Source organism: Ramlibacter sp. PS3R-8 (assembly GCF_037572435.1).
Taxonomy (GTDB): domain Bacteria; phylum Pseudomonadota; class Gammaproteobacteria; order Burkholderiales; family Burkholderiaceae_C; genus Ramlibacter.
The window spans coordinates 170,402-194,024 of the sequence record NZ_JBBHGT010000003.1 but is presented as its reverse complement, the minus strand read 5'-3'; the positions used below and the strand labels follow the sequence as shown (position 1 = coordinate 194,024).

19 protein-coding genes are annotated in these 23,623 nt (G+C 66.5%); 9 read left to right on the top strand and 10 right to left on the bottom strand.

Annotated elements, in window-relative coordinates; all coding sequences use genetic code 11:
* Positions 1-6 precede the first annotated feature (6 nt).
* The 6 genes from ubiE to WG902_RS12275 all read right to left on the bottom strand — a co-directional run bounded on the left by ubiE (position 7) and on the right by WG902_RS12275 (position 8,865).
* A complete protein-coding gene (ubiE, locus tag WG902_RS12300) occupies positions 7-738 on the bottom strand; it encodes a bifunctional demethylmenaquinone methyltransferase/2-methoxy-6-polyprenyl-1,4-benzoquinol methylase UbiE (RefSeq protein ID WP_340060377.1) in 732 nt (243 codons plus the stop codon).
* Between the two features lie 10 nt (positions 739-748).
* Positions 749-1,174: a DUF971 domain-containing protein gene (locus tag WG902_RS12295; protein WP_340060376.1), complete on the bottom strand. Its 426-nt coding sequence runs from the start codon at positions 1,172-1,174 to the stop codon at positions 749-751.
* 35 nt (positions 1,175-1,209) lie between these two features.
* On the bottom strand, positions 1,210-2,865 hold the full coding sequence (locus tag WG902_RS12290) for a ShlB/FhaC/HecB family hemolysin secretion/activation protein (RefSeq protein WP_340060375.1): 1,656 nt from the start codon (positions 2,863-2,865) through the stop codon (positions 1,210-1,212).
* Positions 2,866-3,043: 178 nt separating this feature from the next.
* A complete protein-coding gene (locus WG902_RS12285; protein ID WP_340060374.1) occupies positions 3,044-4,411 on the bottom strand; it encodes a FecR family protein in 1,368 nt (455 codons plus the stop codon).
* A 132-nt stretch (positions 4,412-4,543) separates the two neighbouring features.
* Positions 4,544-4,975 carry an HIT family protein gene (locus tag WG902_RS12280; RefSeq protein WP_340060373.1) on the bottom strand — a complete coding sequence of 144 codons (432 nt, stop codon included), beginning with the start codon at positions 4,973-4,975 and terminating at the stop codon, positions 4,544-4,546.
* On the bottom strand, positions 4,972-8,865 hold the full coding sequence (locus tag WG902_RS12275) for an FAD/FMN-binding oxidoreductase (protein WP_340060371.1): 3,894 nt from the start codon (positions 8,863-8,865) through the stop codon (positions 4,972-4,974). Before WG902_RS12275 ends, WG902_RS12280 begins: the two co-directional genes overlap by 4 nt.
* Positions 8,866-9,056: 191 nt before the next feature.
* On the opposite strand from WG902_RS12275, the gene ugpB reads away from it, so the two are divergent.
* The 5 genes from ugpB (at position 9,057) to ugpQ (ending at position 14,059) form a co-directional block, all read left to right on the top strand.
* Complete coding sequence (gene ugpB, locus WG902_RS12270; protein WP_340060370.1) at positions 9,057-10,367, top strand: sn-glycerol-3-phosphate ABC transporter substrate-binding protein UgpB; 1,311 nt, start codon at positions 9,057-9,059, stop codon at positions 10,365-10,367.
* Positions 10,368-10,532: 165 nt separating this feature from the next.
* A complete protein-coding gene (gene ugpA, locus WG902_RS12265; RefSeq protein ID WP_340060369.1) occupies positions 10,533-11,414 on the top strand; it encodes a sn-glycerol-3-phosphate ABC transporter permease UgpA in 882 nt (293 codons plus the stop codon).
* 42 nt (positions 11,415-11,456) lie between these two features.
* Positions 11,457-12,311 carry a sn-glycerol-3-phosphate ABC transporter permease UgpE gene (gene ugpE / locus WG902_RS12260; RefSeq protein WP_340060368.1) on the top strand — a complete coding sequence of 285 codons (855 nt, stop codon included), beginning with the start codon at positions 11,457-11,459 and terminating at the stop codon, positions 12,309-12,311.
* A gap of 6 nt (positions 12,312-12,317) precedes the next feature.
* The gene (locus WG902_RS12255) at positions 12,318-13,328 is read left to right on the top strand and encodes a sn-glycerol-3-phosphate import ATP-binding protein UgpC (RefSeq protein ID WP_340060367.1); all 1,011 of its coding nucleotides are present in this window, start codon (positions 12,318-12,320) and stop codon (positions 13,326-13,328) included.
* Positions 13,325-14,059 carry a glycerophosphodiester phosphodiesterase gene (ugpQ, locus tag WG902_RS12250; protein WP_340060366.1) on the top strand — a complete coding sequence of 245 codons (735 nt, stop codon included), beginning with the start codon at positions 13,325-13,327 and terminating at the stop codon, positions 14,057-14,059. The genes WG902_RS12255 and ugpQ overlap by 4 nt, the downstream gene beginning before the upstream one ends.
* 256 nt (positions 14,060-14,315) lie before the next feature.
* Here ugpQ and WG902_RS12245 read toward each other — a convergent pair whose 3' ends face one another.
* From WG902_RS12245 to WG902_RS12230, 4 genes are all read right to left on the bottom strand, one after another.
* On the bottom strand, positions 14,316-15,062 hold the full coding sequence (locus tag WG902_RS12245) for a hypothetical protein (RefSeq protein WP_340060365.1): 747 nt from the start codon (positions 15,060-15,062) through the stop codon (positions 14,316-14,318).
* Positions 15,063-15,075: 13 nt separating this feature from the next.
* Complete coding sequence (locus WG902_RS12240; RefSeq protein ID WP_340060364.1) at positions 15,076-15,666, bottom strand: DUF3501 family protein; 591 nt, start codon at positions 15,664-15,666, stop codon at positions 15,076-15,078.
* Between the two features lie 39 nt (positions 15,667-15,705).
* The gene (locus tag WG902_RS12235; protein ID WP_340060363.1) at positions 15,706-17,052 is read right to left on the bottom strand and encodes a heterodisulfide reductase-related iron-sulfur binding cluster; all 1,347 of its coding nucleotides are present in this window, start codon (positions 17,050-17,052) and stop codon (positions 15,706-15,708) included.
* A 69-nt stretch (positions 17,053-17,121) separates the two neighbouring features.
* Positions 17,122-17,544, bottom strand: coding sequence for a rubrerythrin family protein (locus WG902_RS12230; protein WP_340060362.1), 423 nt, complete (start codon positions 17,542-17,544; stop codon positions 17,122-17,124).
* 231 nt (positions 17,545-17,775) lie between these two features.
* Here WG902_RS12230 and WG902_RS12225 point away from each other — a divergent pair, with 231 nt between their 5' ends.
* The 4 genes from WG902_RS12225 (at position 17,776) to WG902_RS12210 (ending at position 23,421) form a co-directional block, all read left to right on the top strand.
* Complete coding sequence (locus tag WG902_RS12225) at positions 17,776-18,393, top strand: VOC family protein (RefSeq protein WP_340060361.1); 618 nt, start codon at positions 17,776-17,778, stop codon at positions 18,391-18,393.
* Between the two features lie 52 nt (positions 18,394-18,445).
* On the top strand, positions 18,446-20,167 hold the full coding sequence (locus tag WG902_RS12220) for an FAD-dependent oxidoreductase (protein ID WP_340060360.1): 1,722 nt from the start codon (positions 18,446-18,448) through the stop codon (positions 20,165-20,167).
* Entirely contained in the window at positions 20,164-20,352 is a 189-nt protein-coding gene (locus WG902_RS12215; protein ID WP_340060359.1) for a DUF2783 domain-containing protein, read from the top strand. Before WG902_RS12220 ends, WG902_RS12215 begins: the two co-directional genes overlap by 4 nt.
* A gap of 252 nt (positions 20,353-20,604) precedes the next feature.
* Positions 20,605-23,421 (top strand): valine--tRNA ligase, encoded by a 2,817-nt coding sequence (locus tag WG902_RS12210; RefSeq protein WP_340060358.1) that lies wholly within the window; start codon positions 20,605-20,607, stop codon positions 23,419-23,421.
* Positions 23,422-23,623 lie beyond the last annotated feature (202 nt).

The following is a 23,623-nucleotide window of genomic DNA, read 5'->3' as shown; positions in this document are numbered from 1 at the left end:
GCGGGCTCAGCACTTGATGGCGACGTGCAGGGCAGCCACCCCGGCGGTCAGGTTGTGATAGTCCACGTGGCCGAAGCCGCTTTTCTTCATCATGGCCTTGAGTTCTTCCTGGCCGGGATGCATGCGGATCGACTCCGCCAGGTAGCGGTAGCTGGTCTCGTCGCCGGCCACCAGCCGGCCCAGCCGCGGCAGCACGTTGAACGAATACCAGTCGTATGCCTTTTCCAGCGGCCGCGCCACCTTGGAAAACTCCAGCACCAGCAGCTTGCCGCCCGGCTTGAGCACCCGGCACATCTCCGCCAGCGCCTTGTCCTTGTGCGTCATGTTGCGCAGGCCGAAGCCAACGCTGACGCGGTCGAAACTGTCGCGGGCAAAAGGCAGCTTCTCCGCGTCACACGCCACGGTGGGCAGGACCAGGCCGGCATCCAGCAGCCGGTCGCGTCCAACCCGCAGCATGGACGTGTTGATGTCGGTATGAACCACCAGGCCGGTGGTGCCGACCTTGCGCGCGAACGCCTGGGCCAGGTCGCCCGTGCCGCCGGCGAGGTCCAGCACGCGGTGGCCGGGCCGCAGGTCGGCGCGCAGCAGGGTGAAGGCCTTCCAGGCGCGATGCAGACCCATCGACATGAGGTCGTTCATCATGTCGTAGCGCGGCGCCACCGAGTCGAACACGCCGCGCACCCGGCGCGCCTTTTCCTGCTCGTCGACGGATTCGTAGCCGAAGTGGGTCTTGCTCATGGCCGGCGGGTCAGTGGCTGCAGCCGTGCCCGTGCACGTGGCCGCCGCCCGCAGCCGCCATCGGCGCGTCCCGGTCGACGCCCGCTTCCTTCAGGCGGCGCTCGTAGTCCTGCCACAGCTCGGCCTGCTGCGAGCCAAGGAAGTACAGGTACTCCCAGGTGAAGATGCCGGTCGTGTGGCCGTCCGTGAACACCGGCTTGACGCCGTAGTTGCCGATCGGCTCGAGCTCGACGACGCCGACCTCGCGCTTGCCGGTCTGCAGCACCTCCTGCCCGGGGCCGTGCCCCTGCACCTCGGCGGAGGGGGAGTGCACGCGCATCAGCTCGAAGGGGATGCGGAAGAGGGAACCATCGGCGAAGCCGATCTCCAGCACGCGGGATTGCCCGTGCAGGACGATGGATTCAGGAGCAGGTGTTTCAGTGCGCAGGCCGGCCATGCGCCCAGTTTACGCGCAGGCCCCCGCGGCGCGTCTCAGAACCGCACCGCAACCCCGACGTAAAGCCGGTCATCGCCGCTTTTTGGAGACGCCGAGTTCAGGCTGCGCGGGACATGGCTGCCCAGGACGATGCGGCCGTAGTCGAGGGTGGCGGCGAATTTGCCGACCACCCAGCGGGCGCCGAGCCCCACGCTGGCCAGGCGGTCGGTCGCCGGCTTGGCGGCGTTCGGTTCGTTGTTGGCGGTCAGGCCGGCGTCGAGGAAGCCGAAGAAGCGCAGCCCCTGCGCCACTTCCGGAGTTGTCACCTCGAACGTGGCCGAGATGCCCGAGTCGCCGGAGATCGGCCGCTCCACGTCAGTGCCGCGCACCGAAAACTGGCCCCCCAGGCCGAACTGCTCGCCGGAGATCAGCACCTTGGGGCTGAACTGCCCGAGCGCCCGCACCGACCAGGCCCAGTTCTGCGCGAAGGGCGCGCTGTAATTGGCGCTGCCGCGCACCGCCCACCAGTGCACGTCCTCGATACGCGGATCCTCGCTGCGATACGACTCCAGGTTGTTGTTGGCGCCGCTGCCGGTGTTGGCGGCCAGTTCCGCGCCGTAGCCCCAGACCGCCGTGTCGGTTTCCATGCGGGCGGCATAACCCAGCGTGATCGGCCGGCTGCGGCGGTCCGACGCGCCGGCCAGGGTGGCGTCGTTGATCCGGGAGGCGTCGAACACCTTGTCGTCCAGGGCCAGCGTCACGTAGCTGCGCAGCCCCCCCTGGGGTGCGAGGTAGATGGTGTAGTTGATGCCGAACGTTTCGCCGGCGCCCGTGCTGTTGAAGGTGCCGAAGTTGCCGACGATGTCCGAGTTCGTATAGGAAAAGCCGAGCACTCCACCCTGCGCGTACAGCGGGACCTTGTACGCCAGGCCGACCTGCCGGACGTCCTGGGTGCGCTCCACCGCGGTGGTGTACGCGCCCACGAACTGGTGGTCCAGGTTCCACAAGTTGGAATGCGACCCCGTGATCGTCAGGCGGTCTTCGCCGGTCGCATCCGTTCCCGAATTGTTGGCCGACAGCGCGATGTTCCAGGGCTTGAGCTCCTTGACCGAAATCGTGGCGTCGATCTTGTCCGGCTCCTCCGACTCGCGCAGCCCCACCTGCACCACCTTGTTGGCGTTTTCATTGGCGATGGCGGTCTGGATGGCCAGCGTCTTGAAGTTGGGGCTCTCGCCTTCGCGCAGCTCGGGCACCGTCAGGCGCACGTTCTGCTCGTCGTAGATCTTTGCGCCTTCGATGCTGACCTTGCCGACGACGAACTTGACGACCGTCAGCCGCACGGTGGTGCCCAGCTCCTGCGGCGGCAGCGCCACGCGGTGCAGGCCGAAGCCCTGGTCGCGCAGCACTTTCTCGAGTGCGGCGGTGGCCTGCTGCAAGGTCTCGAGCGTGGCGTCGGGCCGCACGTACGGTTGCAGCACGGCCAAGGCTTCGGCGTCGCCGAGCGGGTTGTCCCCTTCGACGCGAAAGCCGCGGATCGGAAACACCGCGACGGGGGCCGCCGTCGCCATCGGCGGCTGCGCGCGCTGCACGGGGGCGGGCGCGGGAGCCGGGGCCGGTGCGGTGGGCTGGGCGTTGATGGCGCCGGTGGCTGCGGCAAGCAGCACGACCAGGGCACGCCGCGGATGCCGCGACGAAGCAAGGCCTCGGTTCATGTTTCTTCCCCGCTCTCTCGTTCTTCTGGGTCAGCCATTGTGGCCATCGACGAACAAATTGTCACGCCGTGTGACTACTGTCGGGGTGCGGCTACGCGCGCAACCCGACCTACGACACCAGCCGACCTACTCCATCCCGTAGGCCGGGTTGCGCGAAGCGCACCCCGGCGTTCAATCACTACCGGCAAACCTCGGTATTGCGCAGGCCCGACTCGCCCATGATGCTGGCCAGCAGCGGGTTTCGGGAGGTCGGCAGGGGGATCTTGTCGAAGTCCAGGAACTTGGGGATCCGATCGGGGCGCGTAGTGTCGCCCTCGTTGCTCGCGAACCCCGCCTCGCCCTTGCCAAGCTGCAGGATCTCCTTGGCGCTGACGATCTCGATGTGGCCGTCGCGCACGAAGACGAACAGGCCTTCCGCCGCATCCGACACGTCGCCCTTGCCGAACAGCTTGGGCGGCACGGTGACCTGGTCGGGGCGCGGGCCCTCCGAGGCCGGCTCGTTGGCGACGGGCCGGATGCCGCCGGGCGAAATGAACAGGCCCTGCCCGGCTTGCAGCACCTGCAGCGCGGTCTGCCCGCTTTGCGTGACGTCGATCGAGCCCAGCCACGTCCACAACGTCAGGCCGCTGTCCGGGTCGCCCGGCTCGCCCGCGCACGGGCCGGTGCACATGACGTCGAAGCCGGTGCCGCGGATGCCGATGGTGGCCGTGGCGGTGCTGAACCCCACGTTGCGGTTGTTCGACTTGGCGATCAGGCCCGTGAGCGCGCGGACCGAGCCGCGCAGGATGGACGCCAGGAACCGGCCGTCACCGGCGTTGGTGTCGTCGTAGACGAAGTTGTCCAGGCGAAAGCGCGTCTGCGAGCCGAGCGTCACGCGCGTGTCGTCGCGAAAGGCCAGCACCGCCTGGGCGCCCCGCGCCGTTTCCACCACGTCGCCGGGATAGACACCGCCGCCCTCGACGATGCGGCGGCGTTGCCCCGCGCCGTCCACCGCGAACACGTCACCCTGCACGCCGACCAGTTTGGCGCTGGCTTGCACCGCATTGGGGCGCGCAGCGTCCGGGATGGCGGCGGATTCGGCGCCGCATTCGCGCACGCAGACCCGGGCGTCGAAGTCGGTGCCGCGGATGCCGATGGTGGCCGTGCTGGTCTGCACCCGGGCCGCGTTGGGGGAGTTCTTGGCGATGGCGCCGGTGACGGCCCGGAAGCCGCCTCGCACCAGCTGCATCAGGAAGCTGTTGTCGCCCGCGTTCTCGCGAAACTGGTATTGCTGCAGCACGAGCTCGGAGTTCGGGCGCACCGTCATGCGGGTGCCGTCGTGCAGCTTGACGATGGCGCTGGCGCCTTCGGAGGTGGTGAGCCGGTCGCCTTCCTTCAGCGCCAGGCCCTTGCCCAGCGTGCGGGGACCTTCGCCGGGAGACTGGGCGAAGCCGACGCCGCGGGAGAACTCCACTTCACCGGCCTGGCCCCAGGCGAGGGCGGGGAGCAGCATGGCCACGGCGGCAAGCGACGCAAGCCATGGGATGCGATGTTGTACGGCCAGCATGACGAACCTCCGGTAACCGGTGTTTCAACCGGAATCCCCACTGGCGGGTTATACACGCTTGCCGCTGAGTAACGCGAGTGCTTTCGGGGGCGTAGCCGGCCCCCGTGCCCGATTTCACGAAGGCGTCCGTTTTCAGGCGGGACGCAGGCTGGCCAGCAGTTCCTCTTCGAGCGCCGGCAGGCGCGCGGACACTTCCGCCATGCGCCGCTCGTCGGCAGCGCGCTGCGGCGCGGCCCACACCGCGCCGGGGAAATGCGGGTCCCAGGCGAAGCGGGCGATCACGTGCCAGTGCAGGTGCGGCACCCCGTTGCCAAGCGTTGCCAGGTTCACCTTGTCCGGCTGCAGGTGGCGCAACAGCGCCTGTTCCACCGCCACCAGGATGTCGACGCAGGTGGTGCGGTCGGCGGCGGCGAGCTGGGAGAACTCCTTGACGTGCTCCTGCCAGACGAGCCGGTAGAAGGCAGGCAATCCCGGCTCGCTCGCGTGAATGAGGCGCCAGCGCGGCCCCTGTACCACCACCCGGCCACCCGCCTCGTCGCACAACGGACAGCCCACCACCTTCATACCAGCACCCGCTCGATGCCGCCGTCGTTGGCGGCGCGCACGTACTGCTTCATCCAGTCCTCGCCCAGGATCTTGCGCGCCATCTCGACGACGATGTAGTCGGCCTCCAGCAGGCCGTTCTGCAGGTCGTGGTTGTAGCGCGTCAGGCCCTGCAGGCAGCTCGGGCAGCTGGTGAGGATCTTGACGTTGCCCTTTTCGCCGGCCAGGCCCTCGGTGCGCAGCGCGGCCTCGTCCTTGCGCAGTTCTTCTTCCTTGCGAAAGCGCACCTGCGTGGCGATGTCGGGACGGGTGACGCCGAAGGTGCCGGACTCGCCGCAGCAACGCTCGGACTTGCGCACGTTGTCGCCCACCAGCGCCTTCACCGTCTTCATCGGCTCCTGCAGCTTCATCGGCGTGTGGCAGGGGTCGTGGTACAGGTAGGAGTCCGTGCCTTCCAGCTTGATGCCCTTTTCGAGCAGGTACTCGTGGATGTCGATGATCCGGCAGCCGGGGAAGATCTTGTCGAACTCGTAGCCCTGCAGCTGGTCGTAGCAGGTGCCGCAGGAGACCACCACCGTCTTGATGTCCAGGTAGTTCAGCGTGTTGGCCACGCGGTGGAACAACACCCGGTTGTCGGTGATCATCTTCTCGGCCTTGTCGAACTGGCCGGAGCCGCGCTGCGGATAGCCGCAGCAGAGATAACCGGGCGGCAGCACCGTCTGCACGCCGGCGTGCCACAGCATCGCCTGCGTGGCCAGGCCGACTTGCGAGAACAGCCGCTCGGAGCCGCACCCCGGGAAGTAGAAGACGGCCTCGCTCTCGGCGCTCATCTTCGGGTCGCGGATGATCGGGACGTAGTCCTTGTCCTCGATGTCCAGCAGAGCCCGCGCCGTCTTGTTCGGCAGCCCCGAGGGGAGCTTCTTGTTGATGAAGTGGATCACCTGCTCCTTGATCGGAGCGGCGAAGTGCGTGTCCGGCGGGCGCGTCACCTGCAGGTGGGCGAAGCCGCGCAGCAGGTTGTTGGCCATCCGTTGCGCCTTGAAGGCCACGCCCACCATGGCCCCGCGAACCAGCTTGATCGTCTCCGGGTTGGTGGCGTTGAGCATGAACATCGCCGCCGCATTGCCGGGGCGGAAGCTCTTCTGCCCCATCTTGCGCAGCAGGTTGCGCATGTTCATCGAAACGTCGCCGAAGTCGATGTCCACCGGGCACGGGTTCAGGCACTTGTGGCACACCGTGCAGTGGTCGGAGATGTCCTCGAACTCCTCCCAGTGCTTGATGGAGACGCCGCGGCGCGTCTGCTCCTCGTACAGGAAGGCCTCGACCAGCAGCGACGTCGCCAGGATCTTGTTGCGCGGGCTGTACAGCAGGTTGGCGCGCGGCACGTGCGTGGCGCACACCGGCTTGCACTTGCCGCAGCGCAGGCAGTCCTTGATGGAGTCGGCGATGGCGCCGATGTCCGACTGCTGCATGATGATCGACTCGTGCCCCATCAGGCCGAACGACGGCGTGTAGGCATTGGTCAGGTCGGCGTACACCGAGGTGTCCGCATCCACGTGCCCCACCTCGGCGGCGCGCAGCAATTTGCCCTTGTTGAAGCGGCCATGCGGATCGACGCGCCGCTTGTAGTCGGCGAACGGCGCGATCTCCTCGTCCGTCAAGAATTCCAGCTTGGTGATGCCGATGCCGTGCTCGCCCGAGATCACGCCGTTGAGCGAACGCGCCAGCACCATGATGCGCTTCACGGCCTCGTGGGCCGACTGCAGCATCGCGTAGTCGTCGCTGTTGACCGGGATGTTGGTGTGCACGTTGCCGTCGCCGGCGTGCATGTGCAGCGCAATCCACACGCGGCCCTTGAGCACGCGCTGGTGGATGGCGTTCACCTCGGCCAGGATCTGCACGAACGCGTCCCCGGCGAAGATCGCGGCCAGCGGCGCGCGGATCTGCGTCTTCCAGCTGGCGCGCAGCGTGTGGTCCTGCAGTTGCGGGAACAGCGGCTCGACGTCGTCCAGCCACCCCTGCCACTGCGCGCGCACTTCGCGCACCAGCGCGATGGCTTGCTGCACGCGGTCTTCCAGCAGTTCCGCCGAGGGGATCTCGCTGGCGTCGTCCTGCTTGCCCAGGGGCAGGCGGCCGCGGGTGAAGAACAGCTCCAGCTCGTTGGCCAGCTCGATCTTGTTGCGCAGCGACAGCTCGATGTTGATGCGCTCGATGCCATCGGTGTACTCCGCCATCCGCGGCAGCGGGATCACCACGTCCTCGTTGATCTTGAAGGCGTTGGTGTGCCTGCTGATCGCCGCGGTGCGCTTGCGGTCCAGCCAGAACTTCTTGCGCGCCTCGGGGCTGACGGCCACGAAGCCCTCGCCACTGCGCGAGTTGGCCAGCCGCACCACCTCGGAGGTGGCGCGCGCCACCGCGTCCGGGTCGTCGCCCGCGATGTCGCCCACCAGCACCATCTTGGGCAGGCCACCGCGCTTGGACTTGGTGGCGTAGCCCACCGCCTTCAGGTAGCGGTCGTCCAGGTGCTCCAGCCCGGCCAGCACCACGCCGCTGCGCTTCTGCTCGGCGAACATGAAGTCCTTGATCTCGACGATGCTGGGCACGGCGTCGCGGGCGTTGCCGAAGAATTCCATGCACACCGTGCGGGTGTGCTGCGGCATCCGGTGCACCACCCAGCGGGCGCTGGTGATCAGGCCGTCGGTGCCTTCCTTCTGGATGCCCGGCAGGCCGGAGAGGAACTTGTCGGTGACGTCCTTGCCCAGGCCCTCCTTGCGAAAGCGCGAGCCGGGGATTTCCAGCCGCTCGGTGCGTGCGGGCTTGCTCCAGTCGATCTTGCTGGACGCCTCGAAGTAGCGCAGCTCGAAGGTGGCAACGGGTGCGTCGTGGATCTTGCCGAGGTTGTGGTCCAGGCGCACCACCTCCAGCCACTCGGCGTCCGGCGTCACCATGCGCCAGGACACCAGGTTGTCCAGCGCCGTGCCCCACAGCACGGCTTTCTTGCCGCCGGCGTTCATGGCGATGTTGCCGCCGATGCAGGAGGCCTCCGCCGACGTCGGGTCGACCGCGAAGACGAAACCGGCGCGCTCGGCCGCGTCGGCCACGCGCTGCGTCACCACGCCGGCCTCGGTCCAGATGGTCGGCACCGGCTCGTCGTGGCCGCCGATGGAGACTTTCTCCATCTCGGTCATCGCCTCGAGCTTCTCGGTGTTGATGACCGCGCTCTTCCACGTCAGCGGGATGGCGCCGCCGGTGTAGCCGGTGCCGCCGCCGCGCGGGATGATCGTCAGGCCCAGCTCGATGCAGCCCTTCACCAGGCCCGCCATCTCGGCCTCGGTGTCGGGCGTGAGCACCACGAACGGGTATTCCACGCGCCAGTCCGTCGCGTCCGTCACGTGCGAGACACGGGACATGCCGTCGAACTTGATGTTGTCCTTCGCCGTCAAGCGGCGCAGCACGCGCTGGGTGCGGCTGCGCAGCTGCGCGGTTTCTGCAAAGGCGGCGTCGAACTTGCGCACGGCAGCTTGCGCTGCCTCGAGCAACTCGCCGACCAGCCCATCGCGCTGCACGTCGCCGCCGGGATCGCGCCGCTTTTCGATCTCGCCCAGCCGGTGCTGCAAGGCCTCCACCAGCTGCTTGCGGCGCTTGGGGTTGTCAAGCAGGTCGTCCTGCAGGTACGGATTGCGCTGCACCACCCAGATGTCGCCCAGCACCTCGTACAGCATGCGGGCGGAGCGGCCGGTGCGGCGCTCCTCGCGCAGCCGGTTCAACAGTTCCCAGGCGTGCGCGCCCAGCACCCGGATCACGATCTCGCGATCGGAGAACGAGGTGTAGTTGTAGGGGATCTCTCGCAGCCGCGGCGTGTCGCCATCGACCGCAGCCATGAGTTGTTCGATTGTCGTGGGCGCGTTCATTCGGGGAGGGAGATGTCAGCCAAATGGATGCAACGCGGCTGAGAGAAGATGTTACCGCAGTGCAGCACGGCGTTCTGTAGGCGGTCATGGGAAACCCGCTTGTGGCCGCGAGACCCGGATTGTCTAATCCCCGTCACGAATCAATCGTAGAGTTACGCCCTTTCGGGCAACGCACTCCAAGGAGCATTTGAATGAAATTGAAGCTTTCCGCATTGGCCCTGACGGCCGCCATGTTCGCGGCGGCGCCGGTACAGGCGCAAACGGAAGTCCAGTGGTGGCACTCCATGGGCGGCGCCCTGGGCGAATGGGTCAACGACCTCGCCAAGGACTTCAATGCCAGCCAGAAGGATTACAAGGTCACCCCCACCTTCAAGGGCAGCTACGCGGAGTCGATGACCGCCGGCATCGCCGCCTACCGCGGCGGCAACGCCCCCCACATGATCCAGGTGTTCGAAGTGGGCACCGCCACCATGATGGCCGCCAAGGGCGCGATCGTGCCGGTCGCCAAGGTGATGACCGACGCCGGCCTGAAGTTCGACCCGAGCATCTACGTGCCGGCGGTGGCGGGCTACTACACCGCGCCCAACGGCCAGATGCTGAGCTACCCGTTCAACAGCTCCACGCCGGTCTTCCACTACAACAAGGATGCGTTCAAGGCCGCGGGCCTCGACCCGGAAAAGCCGCCGACCACCTGGCCGGAGGTGGCTTTGGCCTCTGCCAAGCTCAAGGCGTCCGGCCACAAGTGCCCGTTCACCACCAGCTGGATCAGCTGGACGCAACTGGAAAGCTTCTCGGCCTGGCACAACGTGCTGTATTCGACCAAGAACAACGGCTTCGGCGGCCTGGACACGCGCCTGGCGTTCAACACGCCGCTGCACGTGCGGCATATCGAGAACCTGGCCAACATGGCCAAGAGCGGCCTGTTCGTCTACAAGGGTCGCGAGAACAAGGCCGATGCCACCTTCGTCTCGGGTGAATGCGCCATGATCACCGGCTCTTCGGCCCTGGCCGGCGGCGTCAAGCGCAACGGCAAGTTCGGCTACGGCATCGGCACCCTGCCCTACTACCCGGACGTGCCGGGCGCACCGCAGAACACCGTGATCGGCGGCGCCAGCATCTGGGTGATGGCCGGCAAGAAGCCGGAGGAATACAAGGCGGTGGCCGCGTTCCTGAACTACCTGTCCAAGCCGGAAGTCGCCGCGGCGAGCCACCAGCGCACGGGCTACCTGCCAGTGACCAAGGCCTCGTTCGAGCTGACGGAGAAGTCAGGCTTCTACAAGCAGAACCCCGGCTACGACGTGTCCGTCAACCAGATGGTGCGCAAGACCACCGACAAGTCGCGTGGCGTGCGCCTGGGCAACTTCGTGCAGATCCGCACCATCATCGACGAGGAACTCGAGGGCGTGTGGCAAGGCACCAAGGGCGCGAAGGAAGCGCTGGACAACGCGGTGAAGCGCGGCAACGAGCAGCTCGAGCGGTTCCAGCAGGCGAACAAGGGCTGATCCGATCTGTCATTCCCGCGCAGGCGGGAACCCAGAGCTCCCGCATCGAGAACCCCGCACCCGCGGGGTTTTTTCTGGAAGCCCTGGCTCCCCGCCTGAGCCTGCCCTCGCGCAGGCGGGGGCGGGGATGACGGAAAGCACAACAATTCAACGACAATCGCCGCCATGGAGAAGAGGGTCCTTTTCAAGTCGGCATGGCTGCCCTGGGTGCTCATTGCGCCCCAGATGGCCATCATCCTGGTGTTTTTCTTCTGGCCTGCCGGCCGGGCGCTGTACCAGAGCGTGCTGCAGGAGGACGCCTTCGGCTCCCGCAGTGAATTCGTCGGCATGGCGAACTTCCAGCGCCTGTTCTCCGACCCCGGCTACCTCGCTTCCTTCCGCACCACCGCCATCTTCTCCGTGCTGGTGGCGTTCGGCGGCCTGGCCATCTCGCTGCTGCTGGCGGTCATGGCCAACCGCGTGATCCGCGCCGCGGGCATCTACAAGACGCTGCTGATCTGGCCCTACGCCGTGGCCCCGGTGGTCGCCGGCGTGCTGTGGCTGATGATGTTCGCCTCGCCCTATGGCGTGATCCGCTACGCGCTCATCGAAATGGGGTTCGAGTGGAACCACGTGCTGAACGGCAACCACGCCATGGCGCTGATCGTCATGGCCGCCATCTGGAAGCACATCTCGTACAACTTCCTGTTCTTCCTGGCCGGCCTGCAGTCCATCCCGACCTCGTTGATCGAGGCCGCAACCATCGACGGCGCCAGCCCGTGGCGGCGCTTCTGGACCATCGTGTGGCCGCTGCTGTCGCCCACCACCTTCTTCCTCGCGGTGATCAACATCGTCTACGCGTTCTTCGAAACCTTCGCCATCGTCGACGCCGCCACCAACGGCGGCCCCGGCAAGGACACCTCGATCCTGGTCTACAAGGTCTATTACGACGGCTTCAAGGCCATGGACATCAACGGCTCGGCGGCGCAGTCCGTGGTGCTGATGGTCATCGTGGTGGCGCTGACCGTGGTGCAGTTCAAGTTCGTCGAGAAAAAGGTCCATTACTAGACTTGCGGGACAGATCTTTGGCTCTGTCCCCAACTGATTCATATGATCCAGCGCAATCCCATCCTGGACTTCTTCGCCCACCTCATCCTCATCCTCGGGGTGATCGTGGTGTTCTTCCCGATCTACGTCACCTTCATCGGCTCGACGCAGACGGCGGAGCAGATCATGTCCAGCAACCCGATCTCGCTGCTGCCGGGCAACAACATCGTGGAGAGCTATCGCTTCGCGCTGTTCGGCGGCAAGACGGAAGCGGGAGCCTCGGTGTCGCCCGCATTGCCGATGATGGGCATCAGCCTGGCCAGCGCATTGATCATCGCCATCGGCAAGATCGCCATCTCCATCCTGTCGGCCTTCGCGATCGTCTACTTCCGCTTCCCGGCCAAGAACCTGGTGTTCTGGATGGTGTTCGTCACGCTGATGCTGCCGGTGGAGGTGCGCATCGGCCCGACGTACGAAGTGATCTCCGATCTGCGGATGCTCAACTCCATGGCGGGCCTGACGGTGCCGCTGATAGCCTCGGCCACCGCCACCTTCCTGTTCCGCCAGTTCTTCATGACGGTGCCCGACGAACTGGTGGAAGCCGCGCGCATGGATGGCGCCGGCCCGATGCGCTTCTTCAAGGACGTGCTGCTGCCGCTGTCCAAGACGTCGATGGCCGCCCTGTTCGTCATCCAGTTCATCTACGGCTGGAACCAGTACCTTTGGCCGCTGCTGGTGACCACCGACGAAAAGATGTACCCCATCGTCATGGGCATCAAGCGCCTGATCTTCGGCGAGGTCTACATCGAGTGGAACGTGGTGATGGCCACCGCCATCCTGGCGATGCTGCCGCCGGCGGTGGTCGTCATCCTGATGCAGAAGTGGTTCGTCAAGGGCCTCGTCGACACCGAGAAGTAAATCCAAATGGCATCCATCTCCTTAAGAAACGTCGTCAAGAAGTACGGCAAGGGCAAGCAGGAACTGCAGGTGATCCACGGCGTGAACGCCGAGGTGGCAGACCACGAGTTCATCGTCATCGTCGGGCCTTCGGGCTGCGGCAAGTCCACGCTGCTGCGCATGGTGGCGGGGCTGGAGGAAATCAGCGGCGGCGAGATCGACATCGGCGGCCGGGTGGTCAACAACCTCGAGCCGGCCGAGCGCGACATCGCGATGGTGTTCCAGAACTACGCGCTGTACCCGCACATGAGCGTGTTCGACAACATGGCGTACGGGCTGAAGATCAAGAAGATGCCGATCGCCGAGATCAAGCAGCGCGTCGACAAGGCCGCGGGCATCCTGGAGCTGGGCCACCTGCTCGATCGCAAGCCGCGCCAGCTGTCCGGCGGCCAGCGCCAGCGCGTGGCCATGGGACGCGCCATCGTGCGGCAGCCGCAGGTCTTCCTGTTCGACGAGCCGCTGTCCAACCTGGACGCCAAGCTGCGCGCGCAGACCCGGCTGGAGATCCAGAAGCTGCACCGCGAGCTGGGCATCACCTCGCTGTTCGTGACGCACGACCAGGTGGAGGCGATGACCCTGGCGCAGCGCATGATCGTCATGAACGCCGGCCGCATGGAGCAGTTCGGCACGCCGGAAGAGGTGTACCACCACCCGGCCTCCACCTTCGTCGCCAGCTTCATCGGCTCGCCGCCCATGAACCTGCTGAAGGCGGCGCAGGGCGGCCGCGCCGGCACCATCACCGGCATCCGCCCCGAGCACCTGGACGTGGGCAGCAGCGGCTGGGAAGTGCGCACCGAAACCGTGGAACTGCTGGGCGCTGAGCGCCTGATCTATGGACGCGTCAACGGCGAGCAGATCATCGTGCGCATCGAAGAGGGCCAGCGCGCACCGGTAGCCGACGAAGTGATCCATGTGAAGCCGCGCGAAGACCGGCTGCACCGGTTCGACGCGGAGTCGGGCAAGCGGATCGCGCCGTGAAGGATTGGCCGTACCCGCGATGGATAGCGCATCGCGGCGCCGGCAAGCTGGCGCCCGAGAACACGCTGGCGGCGTTCCGCCTCGGCGCCTCGCACGGCTACCGCATGTTCGAATGCGACGTGAAGCTGTCCGCCGACGGCGTGCCTTTCCTGATGCACGACGCGGAGCTGGAGCGCACCACCAACGGCATCGGCCTGGGTGGCGACCAGCCCTGGGACCAGCTGGCGCGGCTGGATGCCGGCAGCTGGCATTCGCGCGCGCATGCGGGCGAGCCGCTGCCCACCTTCGAGAACATCGCGCGCTTCTGCCTGGCCAACGGGCATTTCCTGAACATCGAGATCAAGCCGACGCCGGGGCACGAGGCGAAAACCGGTGAAGTGGTCGCGCACCACGCCGCGCGCTTGTGGGCCGGGCAGCCCGTGCCGCCGCTGTTGACATCGTTTCGTCCCGAGTCGCTGCAGGCCGCGCAAGCCGCGCAGCCCGCCTTGCCGCGCGGACTGCTGCTCGACACGCTTTGGAAGGGCTGGCTGGAAACGGCGCTGACGCTCGAGTGCGTGGCGATCGTGTGCAACCACGCGCTGTGGGACCGCAGCACCGTCACGCAGGTGCAGGGCGCCGGCATGCGTTGCTTGAGCTACACGGTCAACGACGAGTGGGCGGCGCAGCGGCTGATCGACTTGGGCACGGACGGGATCATCACGGATCGCGTGGATTTGTTTTCACCGGCTTGATGTCGGGGTTCGGCTTCGCGCTCACCACCGACCTACGACGACAACGGGGTCGCTGGGGTTCGCCGGCGCTCACCACCAGCCTACGAGGACAAGGAGATTGCTGGGGTTCGCTGCGCTCACCACCAGCCTACGAGATGCCGGTATCCGTAGGCTGGTGGTGAGCGCAGCGAACCCCAGCTCCCATTGGCGCTTCCCATCCTCGTAGGCCGGCGGTGAGGGCGAAGCCGAACCCCGGTGGCAGCGCGCCTCGATGCCCTCACCCCAACCCTCTCCCGGAGGGAGAGGGAGCAAGAGAAAAATCCTCGGCCTGCACGCGGCAGTCCATGCGCATGCGGCTGGCCCGCAGCGCGATCGTGCGCACCGGAATGCCCGCGAACGCCAGGGCATAGCGAAGGAAGGTCTCCGAATGCAGCGGACGCTTCGTCCGCTCGCAGAAATTGTCGGCCAACAGGATCCTCCCACCGTACGCCTTGAACGCGCGCGCCCCCGCGATGGCGAAGCGGTCGTTGCAGCCGCCCCAGGATTCATAGCCCGGCAACATCACCACATCCGGCTGCTGCAACGCGTATTGCAGGTCGGCCGGGTCCAGGGGGTCGTGGTACAGCATGTCCGGCCGCGCGAACACCACCACGTCGGGCTGCGCGGTGGCCACGCGCTGCGTCACTTCATACAGCGCCTGCAACTGAAACACCAGGTTGCCCAGCGCCACGAAGCCGTCCTGCCAGGCGTCGCCGTGCACCATGGCCCTTTGCAGGAGGGGATGCGGACTGTCCGGCCGCGGCACGATTGACCCTTCGAAGCCCGCGAAGGGCTCGTAGTTGTCCTCGGGCACGGCCTGGTCCTCGCCGGTGCGCGGATTGAAGATGCGCTCCTGCCGCCAAAGGTGCTGCCAGATGCGCAGCTCGCCCGCGGCGCGCAGCGGCGCCAGCAAGTTGCTCTCGATCGAGGGGAAGGCGATGGCGGAGCAGCGTGGCAGGCCGAAGAACGCGAGAGCGATCTTCATGCCGGCCTGCCGCCTACCGGAGGTCGCCCGCCAGCGACGCCAGCGTCTCCGCGCCGATGCTCATATGCGCCGGGTAATTCGTGTGGTCGCAGCCGATCTTCACCCCCGCCCCCGCCTTGACGGCCTGCTTCATCACCGGCGTGAACTCGAAACGCAGGAAGTGCACCGCCGAGGTCTTCTCCTCGTTGTCGCGCTCCAGGTCTTCATCGGCGATCGCATACACGCGCGCATGGCCTTCGACCTCGACGAACATGCGGTCCTGCACGCCGATCAAACGCGCCAGCTCGCGGCGGCGCTCGGTGACGTCGGGGTATTCGAGCAGCAGCGTCGCCTTCCAGTTGCTGCCGTCCGGCACCAGCGGCGCGTACGACTCCACCTCGGACTGGATGCCCTCTTCCTCGAAGATCTTCTCCACGCGCAGCATTTCCTGGATCTGGTAGCGCATGGTCAGTTCGCTTTCGAACTGCACGCGCATGTTCTCGCCCAGCTGCACGCTGCGCAGCTTGCGGTGCGCGATGACGTCGCCCTTGTGCTGCTTGCGCCACTTGGCATAAGCCTCCAGCGTCATCAGGCTGTCGGCGGTGATCTTTCCGGTCAGCTGCATAGTCAGAGGGGACAGAGCTAAAGATCTGTCCCCAAGTATCTAATCTAGTCCGTACGCAATCCGCAGCAACGACAGCGGATGCTCCAGGCGCGGCGCGCCCAGGCTGTTGCGGTCGAAGCCCTGGTCGATGTGGTGGCCGCCCAGTGGGCAGTCCGAGCTGATGTAGTCGGGCAGGCCGCCATCGGGGTGGTCCGCCATGCGCTTGAACAGCGGCTTGCCGATCTTCATGGCGACCTCGTGGTACGGCTTCTTCACGCCGAAGGTGCCGGCGTGGCCGGAGCAGCGCTCGTTGGTGTGCACCGACGTGCCCGGCACCATCTTCAGCAGCTCCTCGGTCTTGCGGCCGATGTTCTGCACGCGGCTATGGCAAGGCACCTGGTAACTCACCTTGCCCAGCGGCTGCGGAAACTCCGTCTTCAGCAGGCCGTCGCGCCTGCGCGCGGCGAAGTATTCGAAGGGGTCCCACATCGCCGCCTTCACCGCCTGCACGTCCGCGTCCTCGGGGTACATCAGCGGGATCTCCTGCTTGAACATCAGCGTGCAGCTCGGCACGGCCGACAGGATGGCGTAGCCCTCCTGCGCGTACTTCACCAGCACCGGGATGTTGGCCCGCTTGCTCTCGTCGACCGCGTCCAGGTCACCCAGCTCCAGCTTGGGCATGCCGCAGCACTTTTCCTTGTGCACCAGCAGGTAGGGGATCTCGTTGTGCGCAAGGACCTTCAGCAGGTCCAGGCCGATGCCGGGCTCGTTGTAGTTGACGTAGCAGGTGGCGAAGACGGCCACCTTGCCGGGCGAGCGCTCGCCGTCCTGCACGGGATGCTCCGTCGACTTGGGCGCGGCGCTGCGGAACTTGCGCGTGGCCAGCGCCGGCAGCCAGGCGTTGCGGTCCACGTGCAGCGTGCTTTCCATCAGCGCGCGCACCGGCTTGGTCTGGTTCACCGCGTTGGCCGCCTGCGTCACGATCGGGATGCCGGCGAACTGCCCGTGCACGTCGGTGGACGACAGGAACCTGGAGCCGAAGTCCACACCGCCCTGCTTGAACTTGATCGCCTTGGCCCGCAGCATGGTGTGCGGGAAGTCCACGTTCCACTCGTGCGGCGGAACGTACGGACACTTGGTCATGTAGCAGAGGTCGCACAGGTAGCACTGGTCGACCACCTTCCAGTAATCCTTCTTCTCCACCGCGTCGACTTCGCCCGACGTGCCTTCATCGACCAGGTCGAACAGCGTGGGGAACGCGCCGCACAGGCTGACGCAGCGCCGGCAGCCGTGGCAGATGTCGAAGATGCGCTCCATCTCCTTGAAGGTGGCGCCCTCGTCGTAGTACTCGGGTGCCCTCCAGGCGATGGGGTGACGGGTCGGTGCTTCGAGGTTGCCTTCGGCCATGCGGTTTCCAAAAGTGGTCATTCCCGCGGAGGCGGGAATGACGGAGGACACGCCTGCGCAACGAGGACGTTAATCAGCCAGTTCGTTCAGCGCCCTGGTGTACCGATTCGCATGCGAACGCTCCGCCTTGGCCAGCGTCTCGAACCAGTCGGCGATCTCGTCATGGCCTTCTTCGCGCGCGGTGCGGGCCATGCCGGGGTACATGTCGGTGTACTCGTGCGTCTCGCCGGCCACTGCGGCCTTCAGGTTGTCGCGCGTCGGGCCGATCGGCAGGCCGGTGGCGGGGTCGCCGCACTGCTCCAGCCATTCCAGGTGCCCGTGTGCATGGCCCGTCTCGCCTTCGGCCGTGGAGCGGAACAGCGCCGCCACGTCGTTCTGGCCTTCCACGTCCGCCTTGTTCGCGAAGTAAAGGTAGCGCCGGTTGGCCTGCGACTCGCCTGCGAATGCGGCCTTCAGGTTCTCTTCCGTCTTGGATCCCTTAAGTGCTGGCATGGTGCTTCTCCTGGTGTGGATGGATGGGCTTCGGCATGCACCGAAGACGGTGCAAGGGTAGTGAGCCTGAAGGCCCACGTCTAATAGCCAGACTCTATACATCTGATGCCGCATGGCTATTGGGGTCAACCAGCCGATAACCCTTCGTAATGGGCACCGGCTCCGGCGCTGGACTCTGCTCGGCGTTACGGTACAGTAAACGCATTACGCAATGTTGAATCCAGGAGACCCATGGCCGCCATCCTGAAGGACCCCCGCGCGCTGCCCGCGCCCGCGCCCATCCAGCAGCTGCACCACTTCGCCTACCGCGCGCGGGATGCGGAGGAAACGCGGCACTTCTACGAGGACATCCTCGGCCTGCCGCTGTACCACATCATCCAGAGCGACGTGGTGCCCAGCACCGGCGAGCACTGCCCGTACACGCACTTCTTCTTCCGTCTGCAGGACGGCTCGTTCATCGCCTTCTTCGACCTGGGCGACGACCAGGCGTCCGAGCCGTCGCCGAACACGCCGGACTGGGTGAACCACGTGTCCTTTCGCGTCGATTCCATGCAGGCGCTGCTCGACATGAAGGCGCGGCTGGAGGCGCACGGCGTGGAGGTGCTCGGCGTCACGGACCACCACATCTTCCACAGCATCTACTTCTTCGACCCCAATGGCGTGCGGCTGGAGCTGTCGGCGCAGCTGGCCGACGAGTTCCAGATGCTGGAGGAAAGCAAGACGGCGCACGCCCGCCTGAATGAGTGGACGGCGCTCAAGGAGCAGTGGCGCAAGGAGCGCGCCGCAGGAAAAACCACCGCGCCGTTGAAACCGCAGCAGAATGACCGCCCGGAGCTCGTGAAGAAATGACGGCCAAGCCGTCATTCCGGCCCTGAGCCGGGATCCAGTACAGGAGACGACGATGGCGGAGCGCTATGCCGAGGTGGGCTTCACCAATGGCTACCAATTCACGCAGGGCAGCGGCTACGAGCTGCCGGAGTACCCGTTCCGCCCGCCGCCGGAGATCGCCTCCGGCGAGACCAGCCACCACCCCATCGTCATCGTCGGCGGCGGCATCACGGGCCTGACGCTGGCCTGCGCGCTGGCGCACTACGGGATCCAGGCGGTGCTGCTGGACGAGGACAACACCGTCGGCGTCAAGGGCGCTTCCTCGCGCGGCATCTGCTACACGCAGAAGTCGCTGGAGATCTTCGAGCGGCTCGGCGTGTACGCGCCCATCGCCGCCAAGGGCATCCAGTGGAGCGTGGGCCGCACCTTCGCCGGCAGCGACGAGGTGTACTCGTTCGACCTGCGCCAGCAGAGCGCCTACAACCTGTCCACGCAGCCGCCCTTCATCAACATCCAGCAGTTCTACATCGAGGCCTACCTGGTCGACCGGATCTACGAACTGGGCAACGTGCAGATTCGCTGGAAGAACCGCGTGACCGGGTTCCGGCAGGACAAGGAGTGCGCCACCCTCACGGTGGAGACGCCCGCCGGCAGCTATGCGCTGCGCGCCGACTACGTGATCGACGCCACCGGCTCGCACAGCCCCTTCCGCGAGTGGGTGGGCGCATCGGTCACCGCGAAGAAGGGCGACGACCGCTGGTGCATCGCGGACGTGCGCTTCACCAAGACGCCGCCGGTGGAACGCCACACGTGGATCGAGGCGCCCTTCAACGAGAACCGCGCGGTGTGGCAGCACCTGATGGGCGACAACGTCTGGCGCATCGACTACCAGATGGCGCCCGACAGCGACCCGGCCGAAGTGAGCCGCGAAGAGGTGGTGCGCGAACGCCTGGTGCGGCAGTTCGGCGCCGACGCCGGCATCGAGATCGTGTGGGTGGGCCCGTATGCGTATCGCAGCGAATGCGTCGATGCGATGCGGCACGGGCGCGTCTTCTTCATGGGCGATTCGGCCAAGGTGGTCAGCCCCTTCGGCGCACGCGGCGGGAACACCGGCATCGCGGACGCCGACAACCTGGCGTGGAAGCTGGCGGCGGTGATGAAGGGCCGGGCCGCGCCTGCGCTGCTGGAGAGCTATCACGAGGAGCGTCACGAAGCGGCGCGCCAGAACGTGCTGGTGACCAACCGCACGGCGCGCTTCCTGCGGCCGGCCACCCCGGTCGAAAAGATGTTCCGCACGGCCGCGCTCGGCCTGGCGCGGCAGCACTTGTTCGCGCGCCAGTTCGTCAACACCGGCCGGATGGCAGTGGCCAATCCGTATACGCGGTCGAGTGCTTGCCACTTCGGCGGCGGGCAGTCGGTGCAGAACGTGTCGTTCCAGTGGGCCGACGGCAGCACCGGCAAGGTCAACGACCTGCTGCGCTGGGCCGACGGCCGCCTGCTGGTGCTGGTGTTCGGCAGCCATTCGGCCGCTTCCCTGACGCGGTTGGCAGACCTTGCCGCCAGTGCGCCGGTGCGCTGCGTGCAGGTGCTGGGCACCGACGACGATCCGGGCGCGGTGGAGCATGTCCGCGACCCCAAGGGTCACCTGCAAGGCGCCTGCCATGTCTTCGGCCATGCGTGGGCGCTGGTGCGGCCCGACAGCTATGTGGCGGCGACAGGCGAGTCGGTGGACGCGTCGCTGGTGCATGCCGTGGGCCAGGCGCTGGGCGCTGCGCTGGAGGAGGAGGCCGCATGAAGACCTCGCTGAATCTGCAGGATGCGGATGGCTTCTATGAGCAGTTGCTGGATGCGCACCAGGGCTTGAGCGAGGAGCAGTCGGCATTGTTGAATGCGCGGTTGATCCTGTTGCTGGCGAACCAGGTGGGGGATGCGAAGGTGTTGAAGGCGTGCGTGGAGGCGGCGAAGGTGGTGGCGAAGTGATGTGTCGGGGTCGCTGACGCGAACCCGACCTACGAAGCCCTCGTCAGCCCCGCGAAGCCGCGTAGGCCGGGGTGAGGAACGAACCCCGGTGAACGGGCCTTACCGGGGTTCGGCTTCGCGCTTACCGCCGGCCTACGGGCCCTGCCGCACGAGATCCGAACGACCTCCCCGTAGGTCGGGTTGGCGAAGCCACCCCGACACCGATCCCCCTCCCACCCCGACACCCTCTCCCCCGCCCCGTAAAATCCCCCGGTGAGCAACGAACAACCTGGGCTGGACAGCCTCTCCAAGTCTTTCGAACCCGCGGCGATCGAGGCCAAGTGGGGGCCGCTGTGGGAACAGCGCGGCTACGCGCGCGCGGGCTACCGCGGCACGGGCGAGCCGAACCTGGCCGAGCCCTCCTTCTCCATCCAGCTGCCGCCGCCGAACGTCACGGGCACCCTGCACATGGGGCACGCGTTCAACCAGACCATCATGGACAGCCTGACGCGCTACCACCGGATGCGCGGCTTCAACACGCTGTGGGTCCCGGGGACGGACCACGCCGGCATCGCAACGCAGATCGTCGTGGAGCGCCAGCTGCAGGAGCAAGGCACCAGCCGCCACGACCTCGGCCGCGAGAACTTCGTCAAGAAGGTCTGGGAGTGGAAAGAGAAGTCCGGCAACACCATCACCACGCAGATGCGCCGCATGGGCGACAGCGTGGACTGGTCGCACGAGTACTTCACGATGGACGACAAGCTGTCGAAGATCGTGACCGAGACCTTCGTGCAGCTGTACCAGCAAGGCCTGATCTACCGCGGCAAGCGGCTGGTGAACTGGGACCCGGAGCTCAAGACCGCCGTGTCCGACCTGGAAGTGGAAAGCGAAGAGGAAGACGGCTTCCTCTGGCACATCCGCTATCCGCTGGCCGACGGGAACGGCCACCTCACCGTCGCCACCACCCGCCCCGAGACCATGCTCGGCGACGTCGCCGTCATGGTCCACCCGGAAGACGAGCGCTACCAGCACCTGGTCGGCAAGAAGGTCAAGCTGCCGCTGACCGACCGCGAGATCCCCGTGATCGCCGACGAATACGTCGACCGCGCCTTCGGCACCGGCGTCGTCAAGGTCACGCCCGCCCACGACGCCAACGACTACGCCGTCGGCCAGCGCCACAAGCTGCCCATCGTCGGCGTGCTGACGCTGGATGCCAGGATCAACGACAACGCGCCGGCGGCATACCGCGGCATGGACCGCTTCGTCGCCCGCAAGCAAGTGGTTGCCGACCTCGAGCAGCAAGGCCTGCTCGCAGAGACCAAGAAGCACAAGCTGATGGTTCCGCGCTGCGGCCGCACCGGCCAGGTGGTGGAGCCGATGCTCACCGACCAATGGTGGGTGGCCATGAGCAAGGTGAGCGACAAGGACCCCACCGGCAAGTCGATCGCGCAGAAGGCCATCGACGCGGTGGAGACCGGCGCGGTGCGCTTCGTGCCCGAGAACTGGGTCAACACCTACAACCAGTGGATGAACAACATCCAGGACTGGTGCGTCTCGCGCCAGCTCTGGTGGGGCCACCAGATCCCGGCCTGGTACGACGAGCAGGGCAACGTCTACGTCGCGCGCGACGAGGCCGACGCGCAGAAGCTGGCACCCGGAAAGAAGCTCACGCGCGATCCCGACGTGCTGGACACCTGGTACTCCTCGGCGCTCGTGCCCTTCTCCACCATGGGCTGGCCGCAGAAGACGCAGGACATGGACTTGTACCTGCCCTCCACCGTGCTGGTCACCGGCTACGACATCATCTTCTTCTGGGTCGCCCGGATGATCATGATGACGACGCACTTCACCGGCCAGGTGCCCTTCAAGGACGTCTACATCCACGGCCTGGTGCGCGACTCGCACGGCAAGAAGATGAGCAAGTCCGAAGGCAACGTGCTCGACCCGGTGGACCTGATCGACGGCATCGCGCTGCCGCCCCTGCTGGAAAAGCGCACCACCGGCTTGCGCAAACCCGAGACGGCGCCCGCGGTGCGCAAGAACACGGAGAAGGAATTTCCCGAGGGCATTCCGCCGTATGGCGCGGACGCTCTGCGCTTTACCTTCGCCACGCTGGCCAGCCTGGGCCGCTCCATCAACTTCGATCCCAAGCGCTGCGAGGGTTACCGCAACTTCTGCAACAAGCTCTGGAACGCCACGCGTTTCGTGCTGATGAACTGCGAGGGCAAGGACCTGGCGGAGCAGGACGCGACGCAGACGCAGGCCGATCGCTGGATCATCTCGCTGCTGCAGAAGGCCGAGGCCGACGTCGGGAAGGGCTTCGCCGAGTACCGCCTGGACAACGTCGCCAACACCGTCTACCAGTTCGTGTGGGACGAGTACTGCGACTGGTACCTGGAGATCGCCAAGGTGCAGATCCAGACCGGCGACGCGGCGCAGCAGCGCGGCACCCGCCGCACGCTGATCCGCGTGCTGGAGGCGACGCTGCGCCTGGCGCACCCCGTCATCCCCTTCATCACCGAGGAGCTGTGGCAGAAGGTGGCGCCGGTGGCCGGCAAGACGGGCGATTCGATCAGCGTCGCGCCCTACCCGTCGCCGAACCAGGCCAACGTCAACCCGGAAGCCGAAGCGTGGATGACGCGCCTGAAATCCGTGGTCGATGCCTGCCGCAATCTGCGCGGCGAGATGAACGTGCCGCCCAGCACGCGCCTGCCGGCTTACGTGCTGGGGGATGCGGCTTTCATGCGCGAAGCCGCGCCCGCGCTGCAGGCGTTGGCGAAGTTGAGCGAAGTGAAGGTATTCGAGGACGAGGCGGCCTGGTCCGCCGCCGCCCAGGCCGCGCCCGTCGCGGTGCTGGGCAACACGCGGTTGTGCCTGTTCATGGAGATCGATGTGGCCGCGGAGAAGGCGCGCCTGTCGAAGGAAGTCGCGCGCTTGCAGGGCGAGATTGCCAAGGCGAATGGCAAGTTGTCGAACGAGGCGTTCGTTGCCAAGGCGCCGCCGGCGGTGATCGAGCAGGAGCGCAAGCGGATTGCGGACTTCTCGGCGACGCTGGAGAAGATGCAGGGGCAGTTGCAGCGGTTAGTTTGATCGCGCGGGGTTGTCGGGGTTCGCGTTGCGAAACCCGACCTACGGCGTACGGGCGTACGGGCGTACGGGCGTACGGGCGTACGGGCGTACGGGCGTACGGTGACGGGCGTACGGGCGTACGGTGACGGTGGTACGGGCGTACGGTGACGGGGGTACGGGCGTACGGTGACGGGGGTACGGGCGTACGGTGCGGGTCGCCGTT

Coding starts and splice junctions, on each gene's coding strand:
- WG902_RS12215 (WP_340060359.1), top strand. CDS start 20,164: ATGAAGACCTCGCTGAATCTGCAGGATGCGGATGGCTTCTATGAGCAG.
- ubiE (WP_340060377.1), bottom strand. CDS start 738: ATGAGCAAGACCCACTTCGGCTACGAATCCGTCGACGAGCAGGAAAAG.
- ugpA (WP_340060369.1), top strand. CDS start 10,533: ATGGAGAAGAGGGTCCTTTTCAAGTCGGCATGGCTGCCCTGGGTGCTC.
- WG902_RS12285 (WP_340060374.1), bottom strand. CDS start 4,411: ATGCTGGCCGTACAACATCGCATCCCATGGCTTGCGTCGCTTGCCGCC.
- WG902_RS12225 (WP_340060361.1), top strand. CDS start 17,776: ATGGCCGCCATCCTGAAGGACCCCCGCGCGCTGCCCGCGCCCGCGCCC.
- WG902_RS12235 (WP_340060363.1), bottom strand. CDS start 17,052: ATGGCCGAAGGCAACCTCGAAGCACCGACCCGTCACCCCATCGCCTGG.
- WG902_RS12295 (WP_340060376.1), bottom strand. CDS start 1,174: ATGGCCGGCCTGCGCACTGAAACACCTGCTCCTGAATCCATCGTCCTG.
- WG902_RS12280 (WP_340060373.1), bottom strand. CDS start 4,975: ATGAAGGTGGTGGGCTGTCCGTTGTGCGACGAGGCGGGTGGCCGGGTG.
- WG902_RS12275 (WP_340060371.1), bottom strand. CDS start 8,865: ATGAACGCGCCCACGACAATCGAACAACTCATGGCTGCGGTCGATGGC.
- WG902_RS12230 (WP_340060362.1), bottom strand. CDS start 17,544: ATGCCAGCACTTAAGGGATCCAAGACGGAAGAGAACCTGAAGGCCGCA.
- WG902_RS12220 (WP_340060360.1), top strand. CDS start 18,446: ATGGCGGAGCGCTATGCCGAGGTGGGCTTCACCAATGGCTACCAATTC.
- WG902_RS12240 (WP_340060364.1), bottom strand. CDS start 15,666: ATGCAGCTGACCGGAAAGATCACCGCCGACAGCCTGATGACGCTGGAG.
- ugpE (WP_340060368.1), top strand. CDS start 11,457: ATGATCCAGCGCAATCCCATCCTGGACTTCTTCGCCCACCTCATCCTC.
- WG902_RS12290 (WP_340060375.1), bottom strand. CDS start 2,865: ATGAACCGAGGCCTTGCTTCGTCGCGGCATCCGCGGCGTGCCCTGGTC.
- ugpB (WP_340060370.1), top strand. CDS start 9,057: ATGAAATTGAAGCTTTCCGCATTGGCCCTGACGGCCGCCATGTTCGCG.
- WG902_RS12255 (WP_340060367.1), top strand. CDS start 12,318: ATGGCATCCATCTCCTTAAGAAACGTCGTCAAGAAGTACGGCAAGGGC.
- WG902_RS12245 (WP_340060365.1), bottom strand. CDS start 15,062: ATGAAGATCGCTCTCGCGTTCTTCGGCCTGCCACGCTGCTCCGCCATC.